Annotated in this window: 21 protein-coding genes and 1 tRNA gene; 12 read left to right on the top strand and 10 right to left on the bottom strand. The window is 46.1% G+C overall.

The window, feature by feature from the left end:
• Nucleotides 1-216: 216 nt before the first annotated feature.
• Both ACZ5ZZ_RS00450 and ACZ5ZZ_RS00445 read left to right on the top strand, forming a co-directional pair.
• Nucleotides 217-963, top strand: coding sequence for a hypothetical protein (locus ACZ5ZZ_RS00450; RefSeq protein ID WP_464140770.1), 747 nt, complete (start codon nucleotides 217-219; stop codon nucleotides 961-963).
• Nucleotides 960-1,700, top strand: coding sequence for a hypothetical protein (locus ACZ5ZZ_RS00445; protein ID WP_464132701.1), 741 nt, complete (start codon nucleotides 960-962; stop codon nucleotides 1,698-1,700). Before ACZ5ZZ_RS00450 ends, ACZ5ZZ_RS00445 begins: the two co-directional genes overlap by 4 nt.
• A 44-nt stretch (nucleotides 1,701-1,744) precedes the next feature.
• On the opposite strand, the gene ACZ5ZZ_RS00440 is transcribed toward ACZ5ZZ_RS00445, so the two are convergent.
• On the bottom strand, nucleotides 1,745-2,572 hold the full coding sequence (locus tag ACZ5ZZ_RS00440) for a S1 family peptidase (protein WP_464140768.1): 828 nt from the start codon (nucleotides 2,570-2,572) through the stop codon (nucleotides 1,745-1,747).
• 15 nt (nucleotides 2,573-2,587) lie between these two features.
• A complete protein-coding gene (locus ACZ5ZZ_RS00435) occupies nucleotides 2,588-3,409 on the bottom strand; it encodes a S1 family peptidase (RefSeq protein WP_464140766.1) in 822 nt (273 codons plus the stop codon).
• A 180-nt stretch (nucleotides 3,410-3,589) separates the two neighbouring features.
• On the opposite strand from ACZ5ZZ_RS00435, the gene ACZ5ZZ_RS00430 reads away from it, so the two are divergent.
• A complete protein-coding gene (locus tag ACZ5ZZ_RS00430) occupies nucleotides 3,590-5,119 on the top strand; it encodes a hypothetical protein (RefSeq protein ID WP_464140763.1) in 1,530 nt (509 codons plus the stop codon).
• Nucleotides 5,120-5,124: 5 nt separating this feature from the next.
• Here ACZ5ZZ_RS00430 and ACZ5ZZ_RS00425 read toward each other — a convergent pair whose 3' ends face one another.
• Genes ACZ5ZZ_RS00425 through ACZ5ZZ_RS00415 form a run of 3 tightly spaced genes read right to left on the bottom strand, consistent with a single transcriptional unit; the run spans nucleotide 5,125 to nucleotide 6,430 of the window.
• Nucleotides 5,125-5,436, bottom strand: a complete 312-nt coding sequence (locus ACZ5ZZ_RS00425; protein WP_464119257.1) for a hypothetical protein — start codon at nucleotides 5,434-5,436, stop codon at nucleotides 5,125-5,127.
• Nucleotide 5,437: 1 nt separating this feature from the next.
• Nucleotides 5,438-6,034, bottom strand: a complete 597-nt coding sequence (locus ACZ5ZZ_RS00420) for a hypothetical protein (protein ID WP_464140761.1) — start codon at nucleotides 6,032-6,034, stop codon at nucleotides 5,438-5,440.
• Nucleotides 6,035-6,043: 9 nt separating this feature from the next.
• Nucleotides 6,044-6,430: a helix-turn-helix domain-containing protein gene (locus tag ACZ5ZZ_RS00415; protein ID WP_464119253.1), complete on the bottom strand. Its 387-nt coding sequence runs from the start codon at nucleotides 6,428-6,430 to the stop codon at nucleotides 6,044-6,046.
• 375 nt (nucleotides 6,431-6,805) lie between these two features.
• On the opposite strand from ACZ5ZZ_RS00415, the gene ACZ5ZZ_RS00410 reads away from it, so the two are divergent.
• The 7 genes from ACZ5ZZ_RS00410 (at nucleotide 6,806) to ACZ5ZZ_RS00380 (ending at nucleotide 15,179) form a co-directional block, all read left to right on the top strand.
• Nucleotides 6,806-9,976: a hypothetical protein gene (locus ACZ5ZZ_RS00410; protein ID WP_464140759.1), complete on the top strand. Its 3,171-nt coding sequence runs from the start codon at nucleotides 6,806-6,808 to the stop codon at nucleotides 9,974-9,976.
• A 13-nt stretch (nucleotides 9,977-9,989) separates the two neighbouring features.
• Nucleotides 9,990-10,469 carry a hypothetical protein gene (locus ACZ5ZZ_RS00405; RefSeq protein WP_464140757.1) on the top strand — a complete coding sequence of 160 codons (480 nt, stop codon included), beginning with the start codon at nucleotides 9,990-9,992 and terminating at the stop codon, nucleotides 10,467-10,469.
• Nucleotides 10,470-10,536: 67 nt separating this feature from the next.
• A complete protein-coding gene (locus ACZ5ZZ_RS00400; RefSeq protein WP_464140755.1) occupies nucleotides 10,537-11,331 on the top strand; it encodes a hypothetical protein in 795 nt (264 codons plus the stop codon).
• 9 nt (nucleotides 11,332-11,340) lie between these two features.
• A complete protein-coding gene (locus tag ACZ5ZZ_RS00395; protein ID WP_464140752.1) occupies nucleotides 11,341-11,670 on the top strand; it encodes a hypothetical protein in 330 nt (109 codons plus the stop codon).
• Between the two features lie 131 nt (nucleotides 11,671-11,801).
• Nucleotides 11,802-13,223, top strand: a complete 1,422-nt coding sequence (locus ACZ5ZZ_RS00390; protein WP_464140749.1) for a hypothetical protein — start codon at nucleotides 11,802-11,804, stop codon at nucleotides 13,221-13,223.
• An 8-nt stretch (nucleotides 13,224-13,231) separates the two neighbouring features.
• Nucleotides 13,232-13,684, top strand: coding sequence for a hypothetical protein (locus ACZ5ZZ_RS00385; RefSeq protein ID WP_464140748.1), 453 nt, complete (start codon nucleotides 13,232-13,234; stop codon nucleotides 13,682-13,684).
• 268 nt (nucleotides 13,685-13,952) lie between these two features.
• Nucleotides 13,953-15,179: a hypothetical protein gene (locus tag ACZ5ZZ_RS00380; protein WP_464140747.1), complete on the top strand. Its 1,227-nt coding sequence runs from the start codon at nucleotides 13,953-13,955 to the stop codon at nucleotides 15,177-15,179.
• 18 nt (nucleotides 15,180-15,197) lie between these two features.
• On the opposite strand, the gene ACZ5ZZ_RS00375 is transcribed toward ACZ5ZZ_RS00380, so the two are convergent.
• Together ACZ5ZZ_RS00375 and ACZ5ZZ_RS00370 are read right to left on the bottom strand one after the other, a co-directional pair.
• On the bottom strand, nucleotides 15,198-16,307 hold the full coding sequence (locus ACZ5ZZ_RS00375) for a C1 family peptidase (RefSeq protein WP_464140745.1): 1,110 nt from the start codon (nucleotides 16,305-16,307) through the stop codon (nucleotides 15,198-15,200).
• A 13-nt stretch (nucleotides 16,308-16,320) separates the two neighbouring features.
• Complete coding sequence (locus ACZ5ZZ_RS00370) at nucleotides 16,321-16,677, bottom strand: DUF333 domain-containing protein (RefSeq protein ID WP_464140743.1); 357 nt, start codon at nucleotides 16,675-16,677, stop codon at nucleotides 16,321-16,323.
• 149 nt (nucleotides 16,678-16,826) lie between these two features.
• Between ACZ5ZZ_RS00370 and ACZ5ZZ_RS00365 the strand changes: the two genes are divergently transcribed.
• Together ACZ5ZZ_RS00365 and ACZ5ZZ_RS00360 are read left to right on the top strand one after the other, a co-directional pair.
• Nucleotides 16,827-18,905 (top strand): DUF5585 domain-containing protein, encoded by a 2,079-nt coding sequence (locus tag ACZ5ZZ_RS00365; protein ID WP_464140741.1) that lies wholly within the window; start codon nucleotides 16,827-16,829, stop codon nucleotides 18,903-18,905.
• A complete protein-coding gene (locus tag ACZ5ZZ_RS00360) occupies nucleotides 18,889-20,838 on the top strand; it encodes an adenylate cyclase (RefSeq protein ID WP_464132675.1) in 1,950 nt (649 codons plus the stop codon). The genes ACZ5ZZ_RS00365 and ACZ5ZZ_RS00360 overlap by 17 nt, the downstream gene beginning before the upstream one ends.
• On the opposite strand, the gene ACZ5ZZ_RS00355 is transcribed toward ACZ5ZZ_RS00360, so the two are convergent.
• The 3 genes from ACZ5ZZ_RS00355 to serS all read right to left on the bottom strand — a co-directional run bounded on the left by ACZ5ZZ_RS00355 (nucleotide 20,835) and on the right by serS (nucleotide 23,021).
• Entirely contained in the window at nucleotides 20,835-21,470 is a 636-nt protein-coding gene (locus ACZ5ZZ_RS00355) for a DedA family protein (RefSeq protein WP_464142395.1), read from the bottom strand. The two genes, ACZ5ZZ_RS00360 and ACZ5ZZ_RS00355, sit on opposite strands and share 4 nt — an antisense overlap.
• A gap of 70 nt (nucleotides 21,471-21,540) precedes the next feature.
• Nucleotides 21,541-21,630: transfer RNA gene (locus tag ACZ5ZZ_RS00350), tRNA-Ser, on the bottom strand.
• A gap of 95 nt (nucleotides 21,631-21,725) precedes the next feature.
• A complete protein-coding gene (serS, locus tag ACZ5ZZ_RS00345; protein WP_464140738.1) occupies nucleotides 21,726-23,021 on the bottom strand; it encodes a serine--tRNA ligase in 1,296 nt (431 codons plus the stop codon).
• Nucleotides 23,022-23,148: the final 127 nt, after the last annotated feature.

Here is a 23,148-nt window from a genome sequence, read left to right as displayed (position 1 = left end):
GACTCCATCGACTTTATTGGCTGATCCTAATCTGCAATCTTATAAAAATGCCGGAGAATGTTCCCCATTGGAAAAAGCAAATAATTGCTTCTACTGCCCAGAGCAAAAGAAGTTTATTGCATTGGGGACAAGCTCAGAAGACGCAACACCCAAAGACAGTGACTACGAGTTCGTAGATCCCTCAGCACCTACATCCGAAATGGATGGCACCAGATAATGAAAAAAGTTGTCCTGCTATTGGCTCTTACTTTGACGGTACAAAGTGTGCCTATGGAAGCCATTGCAATGGCGAAGGCTTTAAGTTTCTTTTCCACACTTGGCTCAAACATAAAGGGGCTTTTCGGAAAAGCCCTGGGCACCTCGAGCTCGTGTACTGACTGTGCCGCTCAATATCGCGGACCGAAGCCGCCCGAAGGATCGGGCCTTCCCGTATGGGCCGAGCACCCAGATGGTGAAAAATGGACTCAGTACACCATGGAGGCCATCGAAAAAGAGGGACTGGCAAATCTAAACCCAAAAGATGCTGCTTATTACTGCCCGAATTGGAAAAGTCTAACGTTGGCCGAACGCAAGAACTTTTGGCTGAACATGGTTTCAAAAATGGCCGAAATAGAGAGTGTTTTAAATCCGTCGATGGTTCACCATGACAAAGGTGCGGCGGCAGGCCAGGAAAGCAACGGCCTATTGGCGATGTCGACCACTCAATGTAGCTACTTGAAATCCAGAGCAGACACACTGGACCCCCAAAAGAATCTTCGGTGTGGGGTGTACACAATGAAGTATTGGTTGGTACACACCAATGCCATCGGTGGGCATGACGGAATCAAAGGGCTTGGAGGTAACTGGCAGATATTTGTACCTAACCCCATCTATGATCGCGATTGGACCTTCGCCAGTCAGAAAGCCTTGAAAAAGCACCTGCGTTCCCTGCCATATTGTAAAAAACCGGGAGATGCAGATTGAAGTCAGTTCCAAGACATGTCCTGCTTATTCTGTTCATCGGAGTTGCATCGAATTTGTTCACTCCTGAAAGCTCCTCTGCGATGTCAAAGGCCTTGAATCTTTTCTCAATGGCAGGTTCTAAGATAGGGTCCTTTTTTTCCGGCCGCTTTGGTTCTGGCAGCTCTTGCACAAACTGCGAATCAAGCTATGACGGACCTAAGCCACCTTTGGGTACGGCCTTGCCGGTTTGGCACTATCATGACAAAGGCCAAACATGGTCCACCTACACACTTGAAGCCATTGATCGAGAGGGCCTGGCCAACTACAATCCGAAAGATGCCACGAGCTATTGCCCCAACTGGAATAATTTAACTCTCAGTCAACGACGCGCCTTCTGGCTTCAGTTCGCATCGAAACTGTCAGAAATTGAAAGTGGCTTTAGATCCACGGCTACATATATGGAACATTTTGGGGTTAGCAGCAATGGACTCTTCAGCATGTCTAAAGGTGATTCTTGTGGCTTATTAAAAACCACAGCAGACACCTTTAACGACAAGAAAAACATTGATTGCGCGATCAAGACGATGCGAATGTATTTGGACTCTTCACCCTATATTGGAACAGGTAGTAATCGTGGATTGGGTCGATATTGGCAGCCACTAATTGACAACCCCAAAAGGTTGGTCGCGCAGACGAGGGCGAATAAAAGGGCGATTCTGAACTATACGCGCTCGTTGCCTTACTGTCGAGCGCAGTAGATCTTCGCCGGAGCCCCGTTGCAGAACCGCTCCAGCAGCACAAGCTAGTTTCCTAAGAAGGGGCCAATGAAGTCTTTCACTTTAACATAGTCAAGATTGGTAATTACCGCACGCTGGGTGCATAAAGGCAATCGGTCGTCGATAAACATCTCTCCTACTGACGTTCCTATCAAATACGGTTTGCCATCTCTGAGAACGAAGACAGGTCCTCCGGAATCACCTCCACAGACATTCTCTTCAGCCGTCCCACGAACCTCTAAGCTGTTGTGCAGGATGCCTGCCAATGGAAGAAAAACTGATTTGAGATATGTTGGTTTTGTTCGAGGATTAATAGAACTAAGACCATATCCCAAAATAAGAAGTCTTTCGCCTAGCTCCAGTGATTGAAAGTCTTTAAATATTTTGGCTGGTACGAAGGGAGCAGGAGCATCCTTGGCAATTGTAACCACTGCAATATCATGGGGTGCTCCCCTGCGAAAAGCAACCTCTGCTGAATAGTCAGGATGGATCTTTACCTCGGACGTCGCCCATACGGTAATATTAGATGGAACAGAAATATCAGCTCCAAATGCGACAACAGTCTTTAGCTTATCGTAATCAACTCCATCATTACCATCAACGCAATGTGCAGCAGTTAGAATAGCCCTCTTGGATATAAGGACGCCAGAGCACCGAGACTCATGAACAATCTTGCCGTTCTTATAAAGTCCTATTACAATATAAACCGTAGAACGTGCTGCCAAAGAAGCTGCGTCCTCTCTGATCCCACCTATAATACTTCCGTTAGTGTCTTCAAAACTAATGCTCTCGTGAGGAGCTTCATTACAGCCCAGAAATAAAATCAGACTCAAGGATATTACAATTTTTTTCATAGAAGAGTCCTAAGCTCACTGTTGAATATACGGCGCAATGAAGTCTTTCACATAGTCAAGACGGGTAATTACAATTCGTTGAGTACATCGGGGCAACCTGTCGTCTTTAATCATTTCGCCCACTAGAGTTCCCACAAGATAGTAATTACCATTTTTATTAGCGAAGATCGGTCCACCCGAATCACCTCCGCAGGTATTTTCTTCCGAAGTTCCACGAAGCTCCAAGCTGTTGTGTGATATGCCCGCAAGAGGAAGCGAAACTGATTTTAAGTTCTTTGCTAGTTCCCAAGGCTCTACGGATGAAAGACCGTATCCTAGGACGAGCAGATTTTCACCAAGCTCAAGCAATCGATAATCGGTAAGTATCTGTGCCGGTACGAAGGGGAAGGGGGCATCCTTGGCAATTGTAACCACCGCAATATCACGGGGTGCTCTCCTGCCAAAAGCAACTTCTGCTGAATAGTCAGGATGGATCTTTACCCCGGACGTCGCCCACACAGTAATATTGGACGGGACAGAAATGTCAGCACCAAACGCCACATAGATCTGCATTTTTTCGTATTCTACCTCAACGGCACCATCAACACAGTGTGCTGCAGTTAGAATAGCCCTCTTGGATATAAGAACTCCTGAACATCTGGCTTCTTGAACAGGCCTACCGTTTTTATAGTACGCCAAGCCTACATAAACCGTTGATCGAGCCGGGATAGACATCGGATCTATTCTAGTTCCGCCTATAATACTTCCGTTAGTGCCTTCAAAACTGATGCCCTCTTGACGAGCTTCATTACAGCCCAGAAATAAAATCAGACTCAAGGATATTACAATTTTTTTCATCACAAATTCTCCGAATCCGCTCTATATACACAAAACTTAGTGCTGTTTAAAGTGACAACTGATTTAAACGATTTTCAGTGAACTATTTATAGACATGAATCAATTGAAAACAGAACCTTGTAAAAACGAAATGTTTATAAACCTCTTAGGCAGAACAGGTGTCATGCCGATAGGTAGAGCATGAAGTATGAACGAACACTTCTTCTGTCGGCGCTCCTTTCCAATGCCGTTTTTATTTTTTCAAATGTTGCCCTTGGTAGTCAGCAATGCGTGAAAGAGTGTGATCAGAGGGTCTTGCAGTATGATGATATACAGCGAAGACAAGATGAGTTTAGGTTGTGCTATCGACTCTGTTCAATGGAAGAGGATAATCCGTCGGAGTCTCAAGGAGAAAATCAGATAGTCTATCCCCCTCAGATGCCATATAAATCGGATGAAACCTCTGGTTTCCTTAAGGAAGTAGTCGACCCTTCCGACGACGAAAAATCAAAAGCCACCGGCGAAAAGGATGACGATAAAGATGAAGACTCAGGCGCCAACGCCCCAGCCGAAAGCGCAGATACTCAATGCTTGGAAAACTTCGACGCCGAGGTGAATGCATGCGAGCAGGCAACATTAAAAGCCGCTAGTTCGTGTGACGAAAACAACTCCGCCATGAGCAACGTTGCAAACATGGCCGCCCAATTGACATTATATGCTGGTCAGAAAAGTGCCATGGGGATTCGGGAGAGTTGCACTAAAATGGCCAACCTGGCAAAGGCAGCTAATGCAGCTCTTATGTCTTATCGTCTTTTGTGTGGGAATGCGATCACCACTTGTTCAACAGCCTGCTCAGCACAGCTCACCCCCAAGTGCAACAACGGAGCGGAATCTGCACGCCTAGCCGGTGAAGCCCGAACCGCAATGGCCGGAAACCTATCTTCCTGCCAGGGATTTTCCTCAAAAATGGGTCAGGCATCTGCAGCCGCACAAAACTATTCCGAAATGCACGCGAACTCACAGTCCTGCGCCCTGCTTACCAACGGGGCGGCAGCGACTGCAGAAATCTGCTCAACCTACCCGGACTATCCCGGATGCGCAAACCTGCCTAAAATGGACTGCAACAATCCAGAGATGGCAGAACAAACCGTCTGCATATGCAGCAAAACACCGACGAATCCCATTTGCAAAAGGCAGGCAGACAACCAAGTTGATCTACCCTCTAACATAAATTCAACCGCAAGGCTAAAACCGCAGGTACAGGCAACGCCGCTAAGAGACGAAAAGAAGCCGCACATTATCACTGCATGGCCGACCTCTTCAGGAGGAGAGGAGCCCGTTGATGGGCAGCAAGGGCAGGGTGCAAACCTCTCTTCGCCACATCTGCAGCCCGGCTTGATTAAACGACTGAAGGCGAAGAACTCCAAGGAGCCTGCGGTTCTAAGTGGGTTCTACGGTGGCGGCGCTGCGTCCGCCGATAAACGTTACGAAAAGCTTCAGATGGAAGAAAACTCAAAGACGGTCGAAAAGCAGAATGTCCCCACAGTTGCTGCGCGCAATCCTGACTTGGCAAGATTTCTTCCTGGGGGACAACACTATCAAAATAGATTCAGAGGTATTGCCGGTTCAACCGAGTCCATAGGCATAGACGGTATCACCGGCCCCAATAGTAATATCTGGAAAAAGATTCAGAATAGATACAGGTCTTTGCAGGACTCGTTACATCCTTAAAAGATCTAATCCTTCTCTGGGAAAACCGGTTGCCAAGATTTACTTTCCGCTGACTTTTGCAGGGCCTCAATATACTTGTTATCGATTTCCTCAAGTTTGACCTCATAAAGCTCGGCCTTCGGAATATTCCTGTCTTTGAAATAGAACTCAACTTTTCCTTTATTGAAGTTGCGGAACTTAACCGCGTCCACAGACTTCATACTTTCCAAGCTATTCATTGTCGGGCGAGTGCCGCCTGTTGAGCCTGAGCCAGTGCCTCCCGCCCAAGTCACAGAAACAAAAATCATGGTCATAAGAAATAAAAATGCCGCTTTCATACTATTCACCTTTCTTTCCATTCTTTGAAGGCACAGGACGAGTCACTTCTGTCATCGCGAAATTAAAGCCCACAAGCATATCTTTCTCGGTATTAGTTAATGCGGCCTCTTTGTTGGCCTGGGTGATTAAAATCTGAAGGCCCGTAGCAAATTTATGATAAATTTCCTCTGTCCATAGATAGGTACCAGTAGCTTGAGTGTTAATGACTTCGGGATTATTTCGTATCAATTGGCCTAGCTCTGTTGAAAACAGATACTGGGCTGAAAGACTGTCCAGGTGTGAAAGATAGTCATCAAAGTCGATATCAACAGAAATATATCGACCATCTGAGTCTTTGAGCAGCATTCCAAATTCGTGAAGATTCTGAAGGGCGAAATCCACGTCTTCGCATTCTGCCCAGCTCAGACGATTGAGAACCCACTCAGTTCGAGGTTCAAATCCGTTCAGCTCAACCAGACCCAAAATCGAACGCATAAGAAGTGACTCTGCCACCTCACGAACATGCTCTTCCTTAAAGGTCACTGACCCCAATCCCTTCAACGTGGTTCTTGGCGACCCCAGAACCGTATTTGCAAGGGCATAATTTTTTACGTACATGATTGCTCCTTATTTATTAAGCGTTTCTTCCATTTTTTTTCGAATTTTTGAAACCTCGTAAGACTTAGTCCCTTTGGATAAAGCCAACAGATGTTCGATTGCATTTCTTCTTTTATTCTTCGGCAGCAGCTCCAGAAGTCGGTCAACGTCCGTACTTTCTGAATCTTCCTGAAGACCCGACGCCTTGTTGATCTCTTTATGCAGAACAGCCGCAAGATCAATTTTCAAACAAGCCAGAATCGCCGTGAAGGTGGTTAGCTTGATGTCCGTTTTTTCGCTTAGAAAGCGACTTAGTGTGGCCTCGGTGATATCGGACTGATGGGCAATATCTTTCTGCAGTCTTCCTGCAAAGTGAATGGCCCTGTTAAGCTGTGTTGCAATTGAACTTTGCTTCATTTGAGTCCTTTGTTCTGTCAGCAAATTAGACAGGGCCAACATTTTTCGCCTTGCTATGCCTTTATAATCTAAACAAACAGGTTTTGATGTTTTCCGAAGTCTTCTGCAATAGCTAGAGCAAGCGTCATACCGCTTCTTCTAAGCTCAGAAACAGATACTATTATCGAACTTCGGACACCCTGTTTGCTGATTGGACCAAATTATACTGGCGTATAATCTTTTGTAGCTCGCTTTATTTGATTGAGGTTCGATACACGCTTGAAGGAGTCTCTTGATATAAAAATGAATACGAAATATTACAAAAACAACATGCTGTTCTAAAGCGAGAACCTTTGCCTTAGAAAAGGTCCATTACATTTTTCGTCGGAGGATGAAATGGACAAGAAGATGCGCGTAATTTCGTTTGTGGCTATAGCAGCCGTAGCCACCGCCTGCAGTAGATCGAACAACTCGGGTACTTTAACTCTGAAATCAGCGTCTGCCCTAACAGAGTCTGAGGTCAAACCATCCGATCTTACGCTGGATCAATATAATTCAATTACCATTACAAAAGAGCCTTCGAAGGTGGAGTTGAATGGCGTACTTCAAGATGGCACCGCTAATAATATAGCTATCGTTGGAACTGAGGTCGTTCTGGATGCGGATGAACAACCGTTTAAGATCTACAAATCCACCATGACTTCTGACCCAAAGTACGTCAATTCAGTTTATACATTAAAAGTTGATGCAAAAAGAATCATAGTAAGAAATAAGCTCCACTTGCCGCATACAAGTATTACATTAAATGCTGAACAAATTGTCTTCGAAGAAAACGGCGCTATCAGCACTACACCAGAAGATTTAGGTCCCGTTCTAGAGCCACTCAATAAACGAACCAAGGGTATTGATGGCAACGAAGGTTATAAGGGCAGTCATATCCAAATCGCCGCAAACGAGATTATCACTCACGGCGATAAGAGCATGAAAAGACTTATTGCGGAAGGTGGCAAGGGACAAGATGCCGGTGGTGGCCGCTCTGGCACTGACGGCGTCAGCATTCCAGCTTTTGAATCCATAATTGAAACGGGAATATCTTATGGCGTCGTTTATCGCGAGGCTCTGCATGAATCACCCACTTGTAACCCGGAAATTGTTAGAACCAAAGAAGAAGTCCTGCGACGCGCTGGAGGAAAGAACTGCGTTGGGGGACAGAGAACGCCTGCCCGAGGCGCACAGCAATGGCCTTCTGACGGGGGCGATGCGGTACCCGGTGGTCATCCAGGAGCTGGAGGTCAGGGAGGTACTGTGATCGTTGTGGCAAATATGATTAACGGTGAACGTGTGACTGGTTCAGCTTTAGACACAATTGCCAGCGTTGCGCCAGGGAAGTCTGGCAAGGCGGCAGGCGTGTATAAAGGTGGAAAAGCCGGATCACCTCAATACGCTGCGATGTGGGGAGTACAGGACAACTTCACAGTCAATCCCAGATATGTACTCATCAAAAACAAGGCCACACAGAACGGGAAAGATGCCGTCTCTCCAACGTCTCCCCTTAAAGCGGCAAGCTTCGGAACAGCGACGGCCGAGTCCCTTCCTCGCTTAACACACTCCGAGGCATTCTATAAATCTCGTCTTAAACTAATTCGCGACAGATATATCGCAAAAAACTTCACCTTTGTAAAAAAAGTTCTCGAAGAGGACCTTTCAAGCATGCGCGGTCTTTCAAAAGAGTACTCCAGTCACTATCTTGAAGTTGGGGCCCGATATGCGCTTCTGCTGAATCGAATCAACCTGCAACAGGATTACTTTGGCCGTTCCTACAAAGAGGCGCCATTGTACACCTTGGACTTCGGACTAACACAGCTTGATTCAGAGATTGATATGGCACTAACAAACTACTATCTGACGGCGAAGATTCTTGATTTGCTGGACAAAAAGCAACTTAGCCGCAATCACCTGGCGGTATTAGTCCAACAGCAAAACAAGATTATCAACGCAGAGTCCGACAAGCAAAACATCAGAATTTCCTCTATCAACGAGCTCGAAGGCATGCGAATCAGCCTCAAGAATAACGAGGCCGCTTATGATCGTTTGTTGTTAAATCTGAATAAACAAATTGAAGAACAAGCAAAGAATAATGTCGCCAGAAAACATCAATGGGACTCCTTAAGGCAGAACATTAAAGTATTGGCGTCTCTATCCAAAGTGATCCCGGCAGGGCAGCCGACCTTGGCCGCCGCTGGAACGGTGATGGACTATCTTGCCGATGTTCCGACTTCCGGCAGCGTTGCGGACTACATCGCCTACGGAGCAAAAGCCAAAGCCGACTGGGAGAAGGCATTTTCCAAAGAGAATTTGACTAAATCTCGCTCCAGTTTCGATGCTCTGCTAAATAAAATGAAGATTTCAAATCTTGAAGACAAAAGCCTTCAGGAAAAAATCGATTATCTTAACAAGCTTAAAGAAGAAGTGACTCCTGTCTTTGAAAAGATGACTGAAATCAGCAAAGGCTTCACTGGAGCTGTCGTCCCTGAGGACGAGCTGCAACAAGAGATTGAGAGAATCAAGAATTCCGACCAGTTCTTTAAAGCTGCTGCTGCAGATCTAGAGAGAATTGTTAAACAAAGAGCAGAGGTGTACCACAAACTGCAGGAGACTTTGCAAGATATCGCCAACTCCTCTGCCTTGATCGAGCAATCCATCGCTTTGTCACTGGTTGCTCAGGATAAATATCTGGCATTGGCGAACTTGGGGGATTCGACACTGCGGAACCTTGTTCAGTCAATTCAAGATACGTCGACAGAAAGACTTCTCTATGTCTACAACGAGGTGATCAAAGCTTATGAATATACAACGTTAGAGCCTCTTCCACAGTCATCACATTTTGAACTTTTGAAAGAAAAAACTATGGAATTGGCTTCTGCATCTGAGTCACTAGAAGAATCCGTTCGTCTTATGAAGAGTTTTTATATGTCTTTCATACATAAAATAGTTTTATCCCTGGACAACAAGTTCCACAGCGCCTCACCGACGATGCTTGTGCGCAAAGATGCGGTTTATGTCGAGTTAAATGAAAAGCAGATTCTAGATCTCAACACTTTTGGATCAACGAAAATTCATTTAAACAAAGAGTTTTTTGGTGGTCACCAGAAGAACCTACGGATCGCAGATATTGAACTTGAACAAACTCGCTTTGGCGAAAACCTTTCCGGTACAGGAAGTGTTCAGAAGACATTCCTAGAGGTCTCTCACGGAGGGGCGGGCACCTTAGAAGGGGCTGACGGGTCAATTCATAACTTTACATATCGTACTACAAACCGTTTGCATACCTGGGGTTCGTCTTATCAGTTTATAGGGAGCGATATGATTAGTTCGCGTCTTATTCGCGACGAGTCAGTAAAAGGAATTTTGGGCTTACTCTTGCGCGACAGAACAAACGTTCTGCTGTATTCCCCAATCTTTTCTCAACCAGCTGCTCTAGCGACTTTCGATCTTGTTAAACGAGATCAGGGCGGCTCGTTTCCTTTGAAGTCTTTAAGAATTAAGCTGGTTTATACATTCTTCTAAAAAGGACATGGTTATGAAGTACTTGGTATTATTTATCTCTTTAGCAGTTGCCTTTCTGGCGCAACCAACACTTGCAAACAACGAGGGCCTCTTGTTTGAAGGCTGTGTTTCTTCAGGGCAGCAAAACTACTATTACGGCCTTAGCAGATCGGCCATTTCATGCAAGGATCTCAAAAGCCTCAAGGATGGTCTTCAGATCGTGAACATGGCGATTCTGCCCGCTACGGTCGCACTACGCACACCTGGTGTTCGCGAATCTTTGTCTTTAGAATTGGCAGCATTGGGTCTTTCATTTGCCAACCCCGCAGTATTAACCATCACAGTGGTCGGCGCAGTCGGCGTTGCTTCACTTTATTTTGTTGTTAAACGAAAGGCTGACGACTGTGCTAAAGAAGATCGTGAACTGCTTAAACGACAACTATTGGATGAGATAGAGCGACGGCACGGACTTTACAGTCCGGCGAACGTAGATCTTCGAGTGATTGCGAACTAAACATAGTGGTATATAACTTGCACCTTGTTTAGCGCCTAAAGTAATAACGATTTTAAGGATCCATGACATGAAATATTCAGAAAATAAATCCGACAAGCCTGTAATTTTGTTAACGCTTGCGGCAATGCTTACTGCATTTGTACTATCAGGATGCAATTCAGATAGTGTCGAAAAGTACGAAGAAGCCAAACCAATATATACAACGCCCTCCTATAAAGTGTGTACATCTCGCGAACTTACTGAATTGCCTGCAGAAAATGAAGAACTGTATAAAGTCTATGAAGATTGGACTTACGGAGATGGCATATACTTTTATGTCTATGGACCGGTCAATGGGTTCGGGCCTGCAAAAGTAGTCTCAGAAACACTGCCCAAAGCAGCAATACTCATGAATCGCCACATGACGGCTTTTGACAACTGTAACGAAATCTTCAGCTGTGCTGTGGAAAGAGAAGCTGATATGCCCCCGAATAGAAAAAAGGTAGAACAGGCTTGTCTGTACTCGTCTCGTGCAGTCAGTGCATATATCTCTGATGTTCACACCATTCTTCATAATAATATGAAACAAAGTCCCTATGATATCGAACGAGGAAGGCCCACCCCTGCTGAAACATGCAAGCTTGTCGGTCAAAAAGATAAATATGGCGGCATTCAGGTAGCTGGCACCAGTTCGTATATTGAAGTCGTTCTCACCAAAGGAATCGAATCACTCGATACAATGACAGATCAAAGCAATGCGGAAAGCTTTAAAAGCGAACTAAAAACACTTTGTGGTCACTACCGACAAATTGACTACTGTGGATTAAATAAAAAAGAAGTTTATGAAGCCTGCGAGAAAGCCTTTGGCACAAACCAACAATAGGAGAAACTGATGAAACTACCCAATATTACCAATATGTCACGTGCCGCACTTTTTCTTTGCACTGCTGTTTTGCTTTCAAACTGCACAAGTCTTCAGTCTCACTCTGGGGGAGCTGTCACTACAAGCGGTCAAAGAGTACAAGCGGAATCCACCAAGGTGGCAATTCTGAATCTAGCTTCTATGAATGAAGCGGCTCTGCAAGATATCCGAGTTTATAAGAAGCTTCATGCACAATGCCCTGATGGAAAAATCACTGACGTCGAAACTACAATGTGGAAAAGAGACTGGATCCTGTTCCAAACTTACAACATTGATGCAACGGCCACCTGTGCAAAGTAAGTTTTAGATTTCTCCGGCGTCAACGGGTGTCTAAGGACTGCACACCTGTTACGCCAAGTTTGCCCTTTTAGACCCTAAATGTGAATAAATTTACAAAGGAAGTGTCACAGATCTTGAAGTAAGACCTGGGTATGAAACGAGCCCTTCCTTTTTCAATACTCATGCTTTCGGGGACTTTTGCGCTGGGCGCAGATATCTCTTTCCAGGATCTGTTTTATTTAAGGTCAAAGCCTTCTTTTTCCGCCTCTGACACCAAAAGCGTTGTTGGGACTATCGGAACTGGGGATCGGGCTGAGTTACTTGAATCCGCGCGCACCCCGGGAGGCCATCTTGGAATCAAAATTCGTATCAAAACGGGACGTCATGCAGGCAAGGAGTCCTGGGTCTACTATGACTTAAAAAGACCGAACATCACTATCACAGAGAACGGCCGCAAACTAAGCCCGGCAGAGATAGCTAAGTTCACAGCAGCCAATGCATCACCAGCTACTCCCCCGGCTGCTAAAAAGAGCGAGTCAGAAGCAAGATACGCCAATGACTGCCCCAGCTGTCGTGCGCCTGAGCAGCCTTCTCCGGTAACTGAAATCCAAAGGCCCCTGGCGGCCCAATACTCCCCGGCGTTTTTAGGGGCTTTAAAAACGATGGCTGTGATGTATCAATCCTGCGACGCGATCTCGAAGCCTGCCTATACATATCAGACAAGTATCGATGGATATCTTTCCTACCGTTCTGCTCGGGGAAATATGGGACATTCCTACAAGATTAGAACCATCCCCAATGCAAATCAGACCAAACTGGTCCGAAGCCATTACTATATTGATCAGAATGGCCCCGATAACAGTCAGTGCCGCGATATGCGCAAGGCTCCACCAATATACACTTATGGAGGCTGGCCATCTATCAGCGGTAGCAATATCAATATCTTGCAAACTCACTCCACAAGAGGCGCTCCGTTCACGGGCCTTGATTGTTCATCGTTCGTGTCGACTGCCCTGTCCGCGGCCGGCCTTTCTTTGACTCCTTATGCGAAAACAGCTTCAAACACTGCTACTTCCACTGAGTACGCTTCATTTACGTCAAGAAACTCTTGCTTTAGTGCCCCGACTTTTACTAAAGACGAGACGTTAAAATCCGGCGATGTTCTAGCTTGGTCAGGACACGTCTTTATGATCGACCGGGTCGGCGAAGATCCTTTTGGACTAAATCGTCTGATGGGCATTGGCTATCGTTTTAAATCGACACGCGACTGCGATAATCTGCCAAGTGACTTTGCAAAGTATCTTAACTTCGACATCATCCAGAGCGCTGGACTTGGAAGTCTTGCCATTTCCAGAGTTCAAGCAAAGCAATATATTTCCATGTCAGGACTGGCGGGAAAAATACGTCCCCTTGCGATTGCAGCTTGTAAGACAAAGGTGACTGGCGGTGTTCTGCCTTTGTCTTTTATGAGGACATCAAATCTGATTCGCCACAAAGGTAACACCAAGCCCGGATGCACCATGAGCAAAAAAGCTAATTTAGTCGGCGAACAATGTGTCGCCAGATGCACTTAGGAGAAATCATGAGAGCGATATTACTTTCATTCATTTTACTATTCACTGTACAATCGCAGGGCCTCACTGAAGCAGACTGTGCCAACATGAAGCCATCCACAATAGCCAAGCAGTTTGTCACCGCAATCAGACTAGGCGCTATGGGAGGCTTTGGCAGCAATGCATGCCTTGAAAAAGCACAGAGCCTTAATATTCAGCTTGTGTCTGAAACCTATGAAGGCTCCAGCCAAATCACCCTTTCAGGAAGGGATAAGGTGCGAATCGTGAATATCGTCAACGAAGACGACGAGAAGTTTACGGTTATCTATGAGCTCACCAAAGGGGATAAGAAAATCCCAGGCGAATTCAGTTTCTTTAAAAACAACAGGTTTATCGACCCAGATTCTGTGCACACATTTAAATGTGCCGTCATCGCTGAAGAACCCTCTGTGCGATTTATCGACGAACGATGTCTGGACTGACTCGCCTAAGGGTGCAGAGAATCCTGAACGACTTTATACCTGTTTTGAATCTTTCTCCAGATGCTGCTGTGAGGGCCGGTAAGCTACTTTCAAATAGCACCTCTATTACACAAGCACTCCATATATTTGAGTACCGGCCAGCCCGGGAACTGTATAGATTTTAGACAATCCAACACGATAGGCTTTTTAACTGATATCGTATGTAAGGATTGCCCGTTAGAATACTGACAGTGGAAGATTGTGAACAAAACACTTATAAGTTTGGACTATGAAAAGCAGAAAATCGAAATCCTTTTTTCTAATGCTTCTAGCCTTCGTTCTTTTGAGCGGGGCTGGATGTGCGTTTAAAAAAGATGATCCGAAGAAGGCAACATCTGCAGCACCCACCGCAGAAGACGTTGCTGATGAGCTTGAGCGCAAAAAAAATGAACAGCTTCAGAAGGAAACAATTGCTGCTGAGGATTTTACTTTCGAAATCCTCGAGGATGAGGCTCCAAATCACTATTTCGTCAGAGTTAGCTTTCAAGAGATAAACGGCGTTACTGTTCATGTTGATATGAACGATTCCACATTAGAGTTAAAACCAAATGCGCCCACATTACTTTCGGTTCTTGGGGGAGATCAGCTTTCGTTCAAAGTCACAGCGTATAACAGCAATGGGGTCATGGTCTTGAGCACCAGAAAGAATCTGCAAGTTCCGACTGATCTTGTCGTTACTCGGACACTATCTCTAAATAAAGATACGAATTGGAACCTTGGAAGATTGTACTTTGATCCCAATGCGGTTCTAAAAACAAACGGATATTTGCTGTCAATTGAGGCACAGAAGATAATGGCGGCGGCAAACTCACAAATTGTTACTCTTAATTCTAATGAAGTATGGACCACGCCAAGTACCAAACAAGGCGGATCTATTTCCATCAGGGCAAAAGAAGCCGCAGGTTATTTGATGATCAATATGACTGGGGCCAAAGGGAAAAATGGCCGCTCTGGTTTAGAAATTGAAAACCTCATTGGTATCCGCAAAGCCACCGATGGTTACGACGGTAATGACGGCGAATGGGATGGCGACGAAGACTGCACAGAGGATCGTTATTCAGGCCGGACACGCTGTGGCATCATTGATCTTCGCTGTGTAAGTCAGCCAACAAATGGCGAAGACGGTGAGGATGGTCCCAATGGAGCCGACGGAGAAAATGGATCCGACGGTGGCGACACCGGCAATCTGTTCGTTCAAATCGACAATCACGTTAATTTCACGCTGAAAATGTTGCTGAAGCCCGGCATGGGCGGACTTGGGGGGCAAGGAGCCCCTGGAAAAGCAGGCGGCAAAGGTGGTAAGGCAGGATCCCTGGATGACCAGAGAGTCTGTAAGCCAGCAGCCAATGGAAAAGACGGAGCCCCAGGCAAACCAGGCCGCGCCGGACAAACCGGCAAGCCAGGGAAAGTTGGGACTATTGAATTAAATGGTTTGAAGAACGCGATTATTGAGTAATTGACCTGAAGCTATATTCTATCGTTCAAGCCAAGTAAGGGTTTGCTTTTCATAGAAGCTGCGATCTAGAAGTTGTTTTGCGTCAACCCACCCATCATCGTTTTCATTTTGCCAAGACTGTCCCCATGAATTCTGAACCTGAACAGCGTCGTAGCACTCTTTTGTGGTTTTACCGGCGTTGACTTTACAAACCCGTCTATATCCCTTAATTACAACCTCATGGCCAAAACCAGTAATCGTACCAGATGCATTTTTTGCTTCATTGCATTCTTTTATGCTCTTTACGGTAAGAGGCTCTTGGGTGCAAAAGGCAAAAGCCATGGGTCTTTTGTTTGCAAGGTTCTTTTTGATCATGGCGAGCATCTGATTGTAGTCTGATTTTTCACCGACTTGTGGGTATGTTTTTAGGCCCCAGCCACCATTCAACTCTATGGCATCCCTCCATTCCCAGCATTTTTCAGGAACTAAAAGAGTGTCCAAGAACTTATTGTAGGTATCTTGCGCGAAGGCTTGTAAAATTTCTTGGTTTGAAGTCTTAAGATTGAACTGGTCTTTCAGCTCTTGCGACTTTGCTGTCGCGTATTCCAATCCACAGGCAACACATTCTTTAGATTTCTTCTTATAGGTCTCATAGCTATCTTGAAATTTTTTCCACATAGCTAATTCAATTTTTTGCGCTTCATTGGGATCCTTTGTTTTAGCAACTAGATGATCAAAAGGGGCACAGGACTCTCTAGCGTTGTGCTGAGTATTTTTTGCATTATAAAGAGCCAGGGCGGCGCTTCCCCCCTCCTTTAGTCCCTCATAGCTGTAGCGATCTCTGCTATCTTTATCTTCGCTTAGATTAACACTGAATCGCGCTAAATCTATAGGTGACACCTTTTGATCATCTGACATTGAAGCGCAGTCAGTCCCCTGTTTGTTGGCACAATTTGCCTCATCAAACAATACGGATGCTGCAAAAGCATAACAGATTCCAAAGGAATCCTGACTACGTACTCTTGGCATGTTTGTGAGCTGCGCCTGTGTTCCTGGCTCGACAACATACTGAAACTTAAATGGATTTAAACCATCCGCCGCAAAAATATTCTGAGAAATAAATAGGAAGAATGGAAGAAACAACTTCACAACAAAGCCCCCGCTACTTTTTGAAATGCTTATAGTACAAAGACCAGGAATCAATCATCGAACCATCAGAGAAGACGCAGTAGTCATACTCGTTCTTCTTTGCATCCAAGACGATTCGGTTGTTCGCATTATAATCGTGGCAGTATCGAGCTGCCGGATTGCCAACAACACCAACTCCGGGTGTGGGGGTTAGTGTCTTTTTATTCAAGACAGCATCCCAAGCCTGACATTTCATTTTTCCAGATTTGAGACAGTCTTTAGAAATAGTGACGCCATCTTTTTCGATAACATTGAGCGGTTTATAAGTTTTTGTACCACTGTCATAAAATCTAAGGCCCAGATCCGCAGCTGTCGCTAATTCGCCACTCAAAAAGAGTAAGCCTATAAACATAAGTATTCTCATAATTATATGTTGTTCCAGCCAGACACACTTAGGAAGAGCCCCCGCGAAAACTGGGCCGAAGCCCAGCTGTTTGCTTAACTATAAACCATTATTAGGTTTTTACCGAATAGTCTTACGTGAAGATACTAATCACCCTGCTTTATCTCTTTCCAAACCTGTGGGCACAAGCACCACAACGCTCACTATTGGATCCGCAAAAAATTATCTATAATCCAGAAAGTGACCGTATTGGCCGCTTTGTTGTATCTTACAAGGATTATGAAGACATACGCATTGATAGTGATCTAGATGGTCAGATCGACTACTGGTACCTACGTAAAGGTTCATTTGAGATAAATATAAAGTTCAAAGCCGGTCGTCCTTACAACTTTGATGTCAAACATGTAGGAGACAAGCTTGTCAGTCTAGCGAACTACAGATGGGGCGACTCTAAGTTTATATTACAAAAGACTTCTCAGCGTGCTCCGATCCTGATGAACCTCAACGAAGACCAGGCAAAATGCCAAATAGATGCAATAAGAAAGAAAATAATATCGTTCGGCAAAAGCATCGAAGATCATGCACTGCAGACAGTTGTTGCAGATAAACTAATAGCCAAAGATTGTGAGCAGGTCTTGCCTAGAGTACGTCTAGCGCAACTGCAAAAGAAACTATATTTCGCAGTAAAGAACTCCTTGGTAAATGATTCAGAAGACAGTATTGGTAGTTGTCTGAACAAACCCAATTTCGCCGAGATATACGACAAAAAATTCAAATCTGGCATTCCTGCTGATCTAATCGCAGCCCGCTTTCAGCTTCAGGCCATGCAACTTGCTCATCAAGCAGAAGACCATTCACCATTAATTACTTGCGAGCCAGCAAAGGGGCAAAAGAGTCCTTTGACCACATCGGAGAAGCGAAAGATTCATCTTGATGCACAGGCTTACAAAGAGAAAAACTCTGTACCCAACGTTGAAGATATAGAACACGAACTTCTGCATCGCTCGGGCCTGGAGTCCGAAGAGCAGGTGGAAGCTGTTGTCTCTGTATGTAAGCAGATTTCAGAAAATAAGTTCGATATGGGCCTGAAGTCCGTCAGGGGAAATACAGACGATGCTGCAAGCCAGGCTACCAAAGATCAAAGCGGTAAAGCGTCAGCCGACACTAAAGCTGCATTAGAAACCAGAGCTCCAGCTTCTGATTCAGGTGGGAAATCCGGTCTCGAGGTAGCGAAGCCATCTTCTCCGCCAGCGGCAAATAGTCCGTCTTCGAGTTCCACTCCAGCCGCTAATGGGAATCAGATTGCGGCCTCTCAGGCTTCTGCAAACATTCCCAAGGAAATGACCTTGGCTCAGTCTGGAATCCCAGATTCACCAACATTGTCGAAATCGATTACAAGTCCGTCTCCAGCAACAGAAGCTGGGTCTCAGCAAGCGTTGGTTCAATCAGCTTCAGAAAGTAGCGGCGTTCTGCGCATGGCAAATAACTTAGTTGGTGCGATGAACACACGAGCGGGAGCCACCGACAAAATGGCCTCTGCAGAATCCAACATCACAAATTCGGAGGTTTCCGCCAAAAGCTCGGGCACTGCAAAAAGCTCCGATAGCAATAAAGCAAAGTCCAATCCGTTCGCCGCTCTGTCTCGAGACAAAGTGAGTTCCAACGAAAGAATTGTCGAACAGATCACCCTTGACGGCAACCAGGCCCCCGGCTCCCCTCCGGCGCCTTCATCCTCTCGCGCAGTTAGTGCCAATCGACCTGGCCAGGCAGCAGCAGGGCAAAGCAACACACCGTTTGAGCAAAGTGAGGTGGCAAGAGGTGCCTCTGCATCAGGAGCCAGATCTTCAGGCGACACTGGGGCCAGCTTTAACTCCACAGCACCGGCTATGGGCGGAGGGTTGGGAGGCTCTCCCTCGAGATCTCCCGCGGCCGTAAAGCCTTCCATTGCGGCAAAGACACGATCTGCAAATAGGAATCCAAACGGCTTAGCACCCTCGCAGCAAGCCTCTTCCACTGTTACCCGGGAAGAGGTTGTCACGTACATTTCAAACAGCAGCTATCAGGCGACAAAAGAGAAGTTGCAAAAGCCGGACTTTAGAAAACAACTGGAAACTCAAAAAATCACAGTTCTTGACCTCTACGGTAATACCGTAGGTGCGCCCAAAGGCGAAGTCATCTTCCTTGACCAAGGAGATAAATTTGTTCGCCAAAAATAATGGTCGCAGATCTGTCGTCATTTCAATCGTCGCAGTGTTCTGGCTGGGATATGTCATTGCCAGCTCCACTCAGTTCTTTTTTGACGTAAAAAGCGCCACTGAAAATGAAATTCTAAAACGACAACAGCAGATGCAATTTGTTCAGGAAAGCTTTATCCCAGCAGTGCTTTCCGAGAACCGCAGTCTTCTTAAGGACCGCCTGGAAGCAGCCCGGAAGATTCACATGCTGGATTTCTATATTTTACAAAAAGATCGCGAAGTCTTGGAATGGTACAACAACTTCAACAATCTTGCTGGGATCAATGCGGACTATCAGGTTTTCAATCAGGTCTTACAAAATGATCAACTGGCTTTCCGGACTGTCAAGTTGATGGACTATCGCTTTACCGTGGGCGTCCTACAAGACAAGAAGAACATCATGTTGCAAACAGCTCTAAACATGAAAGGTCAAATTATTCAGGATATTCTTATCGTGACCCTTCTGGCTGGCCTTATTGTCTATATCTTCCTCAAAGATATTTTAAGTCTAACCAAAATCCTTTCTACACGCGATCGCTCGAAGCTTGCTTCAGTAAAGTCCCTCTCCAAAGAAGGCCAGACACTTCTTAAGGCCACACAAAGCTATGAAAGCACAAAACAGTATCTCGAGCATGAAAACCGATACTATTCCGACTCCCTGACACCTGCGATCTTGCACGAAATGAAGTCCGGCCAGAAGGCCCCTTATGCATTCCAAAGCACGATGATCCGCGTAGATCTGAACGGCTATACGCAGATTTTTTTGGAAAAGAAAGACGAATACGTCACTGACATCATGAATGCTTACTTCATTCAGGCGCGCGAACTGATTGAACGCTATAACGGTTTGATCTATCAGTACGTCGGCGATGAAATCGTCTTTCACATCAAAGAAGGCCCCCAGAACTCCCAGGCCATGGCCCTGGCCTGCCTGCGCAGTGTCTTTAAAACCGCTCAAGATATTGAGGACTCTTTGCCTGCGGGCGCCGATCACTGCTTTAAGGTCAAAGGCAGTTTTGTCTTGGGCAAAATTCGCTTCGTAAATCAAGACTCAGGCTTTGCCCTCAGTGGATTGCCTTTGATCGAATCTGCACGACTTCTCAGTCAGGTGGACGACAAAGCTTCCAGCTCTGCCACCTTCTATGCAGAGGCCTCCGAGTCTCTGAAGGAACTTTGTACGATTTCTGACACCAAAGAAACTCTGCTCAAGGGTTTTTCGAAGCCGTCGACTTTGTATCGCGCCAAAGAGTTCACCAGCATCGAGAAGGCTCTTGCTGCCGATATCACCTTGCTGACCTACTTCCGCAGCGATGAAGATCTTTGTTATGCTTATAAGTTCCTGACCCAAGAACTTGGGGCAGGGAAGGACAGCACCTTCTTCACAGCCTTCAATATTCTAAAGACATTTAAACTAAAAATGAGCACAGAGGCGCAGGCTGATGGCTTTACGCGGTTCCTTTCTGACATTTTGAAACTCAACCAAGAACAAAAAGCCAACGACAAGGTTCTTTCGGCCGTGATTTCTTTAGCTTCGAACTTTGTTCCTGCTTACCTGGTGAAAGAAAATCTGCTTGAACAACTGGGTGTCTGCCTTGAACACAAAGATCCCCGCGTGCAGGCCAATGCGATTATCGTGTTAGGGGATCTAGCAAAAGATATCGCCTTCCTGCGCCGTTTTGTTTATTCCAAAAACAATCGTGTTTCGGCGGATGCCCTGTTAGTCAGTGGTAAAAGAGATCTAGATAAAGAACTGACCGAAAAGCTGAAAGAGTATCTGGATTCCAAGAATCCACTCTTCCAAGCCAGTGGTCGCTTTGTGGTTAAATCATTGGGCGAGCACTATAAGAGCTCAGATCCCATTTTCTATGAAACCAATCCGCATCTGAAAGAGCTTCTGACGAAGCTGAGTGCTTAGGCTTTTTTCTTTTTAAGCTTACTGGAAATCCACGGCCAAACCATCGGGATCAAAGACACCCCAATCACGCCGAAGATCACAATGTGGAAGTTCTGCTTCACCACCGGAAGATTCCCGAAGAAGTGACCTGCCAGAACAAAGCTCCAAACCCACGCAAAAGCACCCGCAACGTTATAAATAACGAACTTGCGATACTGCATTTCACCGATACCCGCCACGAACGGTGCAAAAGTACGAACAATCGGAGCAAAACGGGCCGCCACAATCGTGAAAGCTCCCCAACGCTCATAGAACGCGTGAGTTTGATCCAGATATTCTTTTTTAAAGAAGCGCGAATTGGATTCAAAGACCTTCGGCCCCAGATACTTTCCGATATGATAGTTGACCGTATCCCCCAAGATGCCGGCAATGGTCAGGCTGATCAGAATCACCCACAGATTCAAACCACCTTCCACAACAGTGAAGGCACCCAGTGCAAACAGCAGGGAATCCCCCGGAAGGAACGGCGTCACGACAAGGCCCGTTTCAGCAAAGATGATCAGGAACAAAATCACATACAGCCACGGTCCGAAAAACACGATCCATTCGGCAATATGTTTATCAAGATGAAGGATGATATCGACAAGTTCCATCATAGGGACCCCCGGAAGGAAAAGAGGAATGCTCCAGAAACACAAAAACCGCCTTGTGGGCGGTTTATGATGGCGGAGAGTGAGGGATTCGAACCCTCGAGCCCCGCGAAGGGCTGCCAGTTTTCAAGACTGGTGTATTCAACCGCTCTACCAACTCTCCGTCGACCGTTTTATGGGTTTTGACGAGAGTATTCAAGCAGTTGTTTCCATGACGCAGCACAAGGTCGGGGCCTCATGCTACTTGGAAGGAAAGACCTACTTTCTGATTTCGGTACGGCCGCCCATATAAGGCTGCAAGGCCTTTGGAATGCCCACGGAACCGTCTTCGCGCTGGTAGTTTTCTAGGATCGCCACCAAAGTTCTTCCCACGGCCAGGGCAGAGCCGTTCAGCGTGTGAACGAACTGAGGTTTGCCACCGGCACTGCGGAAGCGGATGTTCGCACGACGAGCCTGGAAGTCCTCGAAGTTAGAGCAAGAGCTGATCTCACGATACGCATTCTGGCCCGGCAACCAAACTTCCAGATCATAAGTTTTCGCGGATCCAAAGCCCATGTCCCCGGTGCACAGAAGCACACGGCGGAACGGCAGCTCCAAATCAATTAAGATCTGCTCTGCATGGGATGTCAAAGCCTCATGAACTTCGTGGGATTTGTCCGGATGAGCAAATACCATCAACTCAACCTTGTCGAACTGGTGCTGACGAATCAGACCTTTGGTGTCGCGACCTGCAGACCCCGCTTCAGAACGGAAGCACGGAGAATAAGCACAGAAGCTTTGAGGCAGATCTTTTTCATCGAGGATTTCGTTATTGTAGTAGTTCGTCACCGGTACTTCCGCCGTTGGAATCAGATACAGGTCAGAACCTTCCAGATGGAAAACGTCCTCTTTGAATTTTGGGAAGTTCCCAGTGCCCAACAAGCTGTTGCTGTTCACCATGAACGGAGGAATCATTTCGGTGTAACCATGTTTCATGGAGTGTTTGTCCATCATGAACTGGATCAACGCGCGCTCCATTTGCGCCGCCGCCCCCTTCAGGAAGGCAAAACGAGTGCCCGTGGTTTTACCCGCACGCTCGAAATCAATGATGTTCAGCGCTTCACCCAGTTCCCAGTGTTCTTTGGCTTTGAAAGCAAACTTGGTCGGAGTGCCAACAACTTTGATCTCTTTATTGTCTTTTTCAGAAGAACCCACCGGAACAGAAGAATGCGGCTTGTTCGGAATCACCAATGCCAGGTTTGTCACCTGTTGATCGGCTTCTGCAGCCTTGGCTTCAAGGTCTTTCACCTGAGTTTTCAACACGTCCACTTCTGCCAAAATTGCAGAAGCGTCGCCGCCTTCGCGTTTGATTTTGCCAATCTCGCCACTGAGTTTGTTTTGATTGGCCTTGGCCGTCTCGGCGAGAGTGATAAGCTCTTTGCGCTTTTTATTGAGCTCCATGATCTGCTCAAGCACTTCTGTGGAAGCCCCACGATTTACAAGCCCTTGCTTGTACTCATCATAGTAAGAGGTCCCGTTCTCAGCTTTCTTTTCCAGAAGTTTAATATCAATCATCTCAATTTCCTTTTCCAAAAACAGATCTCAACAATCAAATCGCTCTACCACTTTAAAGGTTGGTCAAAAGTGTTTGAGCGCAAGGCGGAGGGCTTTCCCGCAGCGGAGGCGTGCTCTATGCACGTCG

Source organism: Bdellovibrio sp. HM001 (assembly GCF_055397275.1).
The sequence above is the reverse complement of the archived record's forward strand: the minus strand, read 5'-3'. Positions and strand labels throughout refer to the sequence as shown.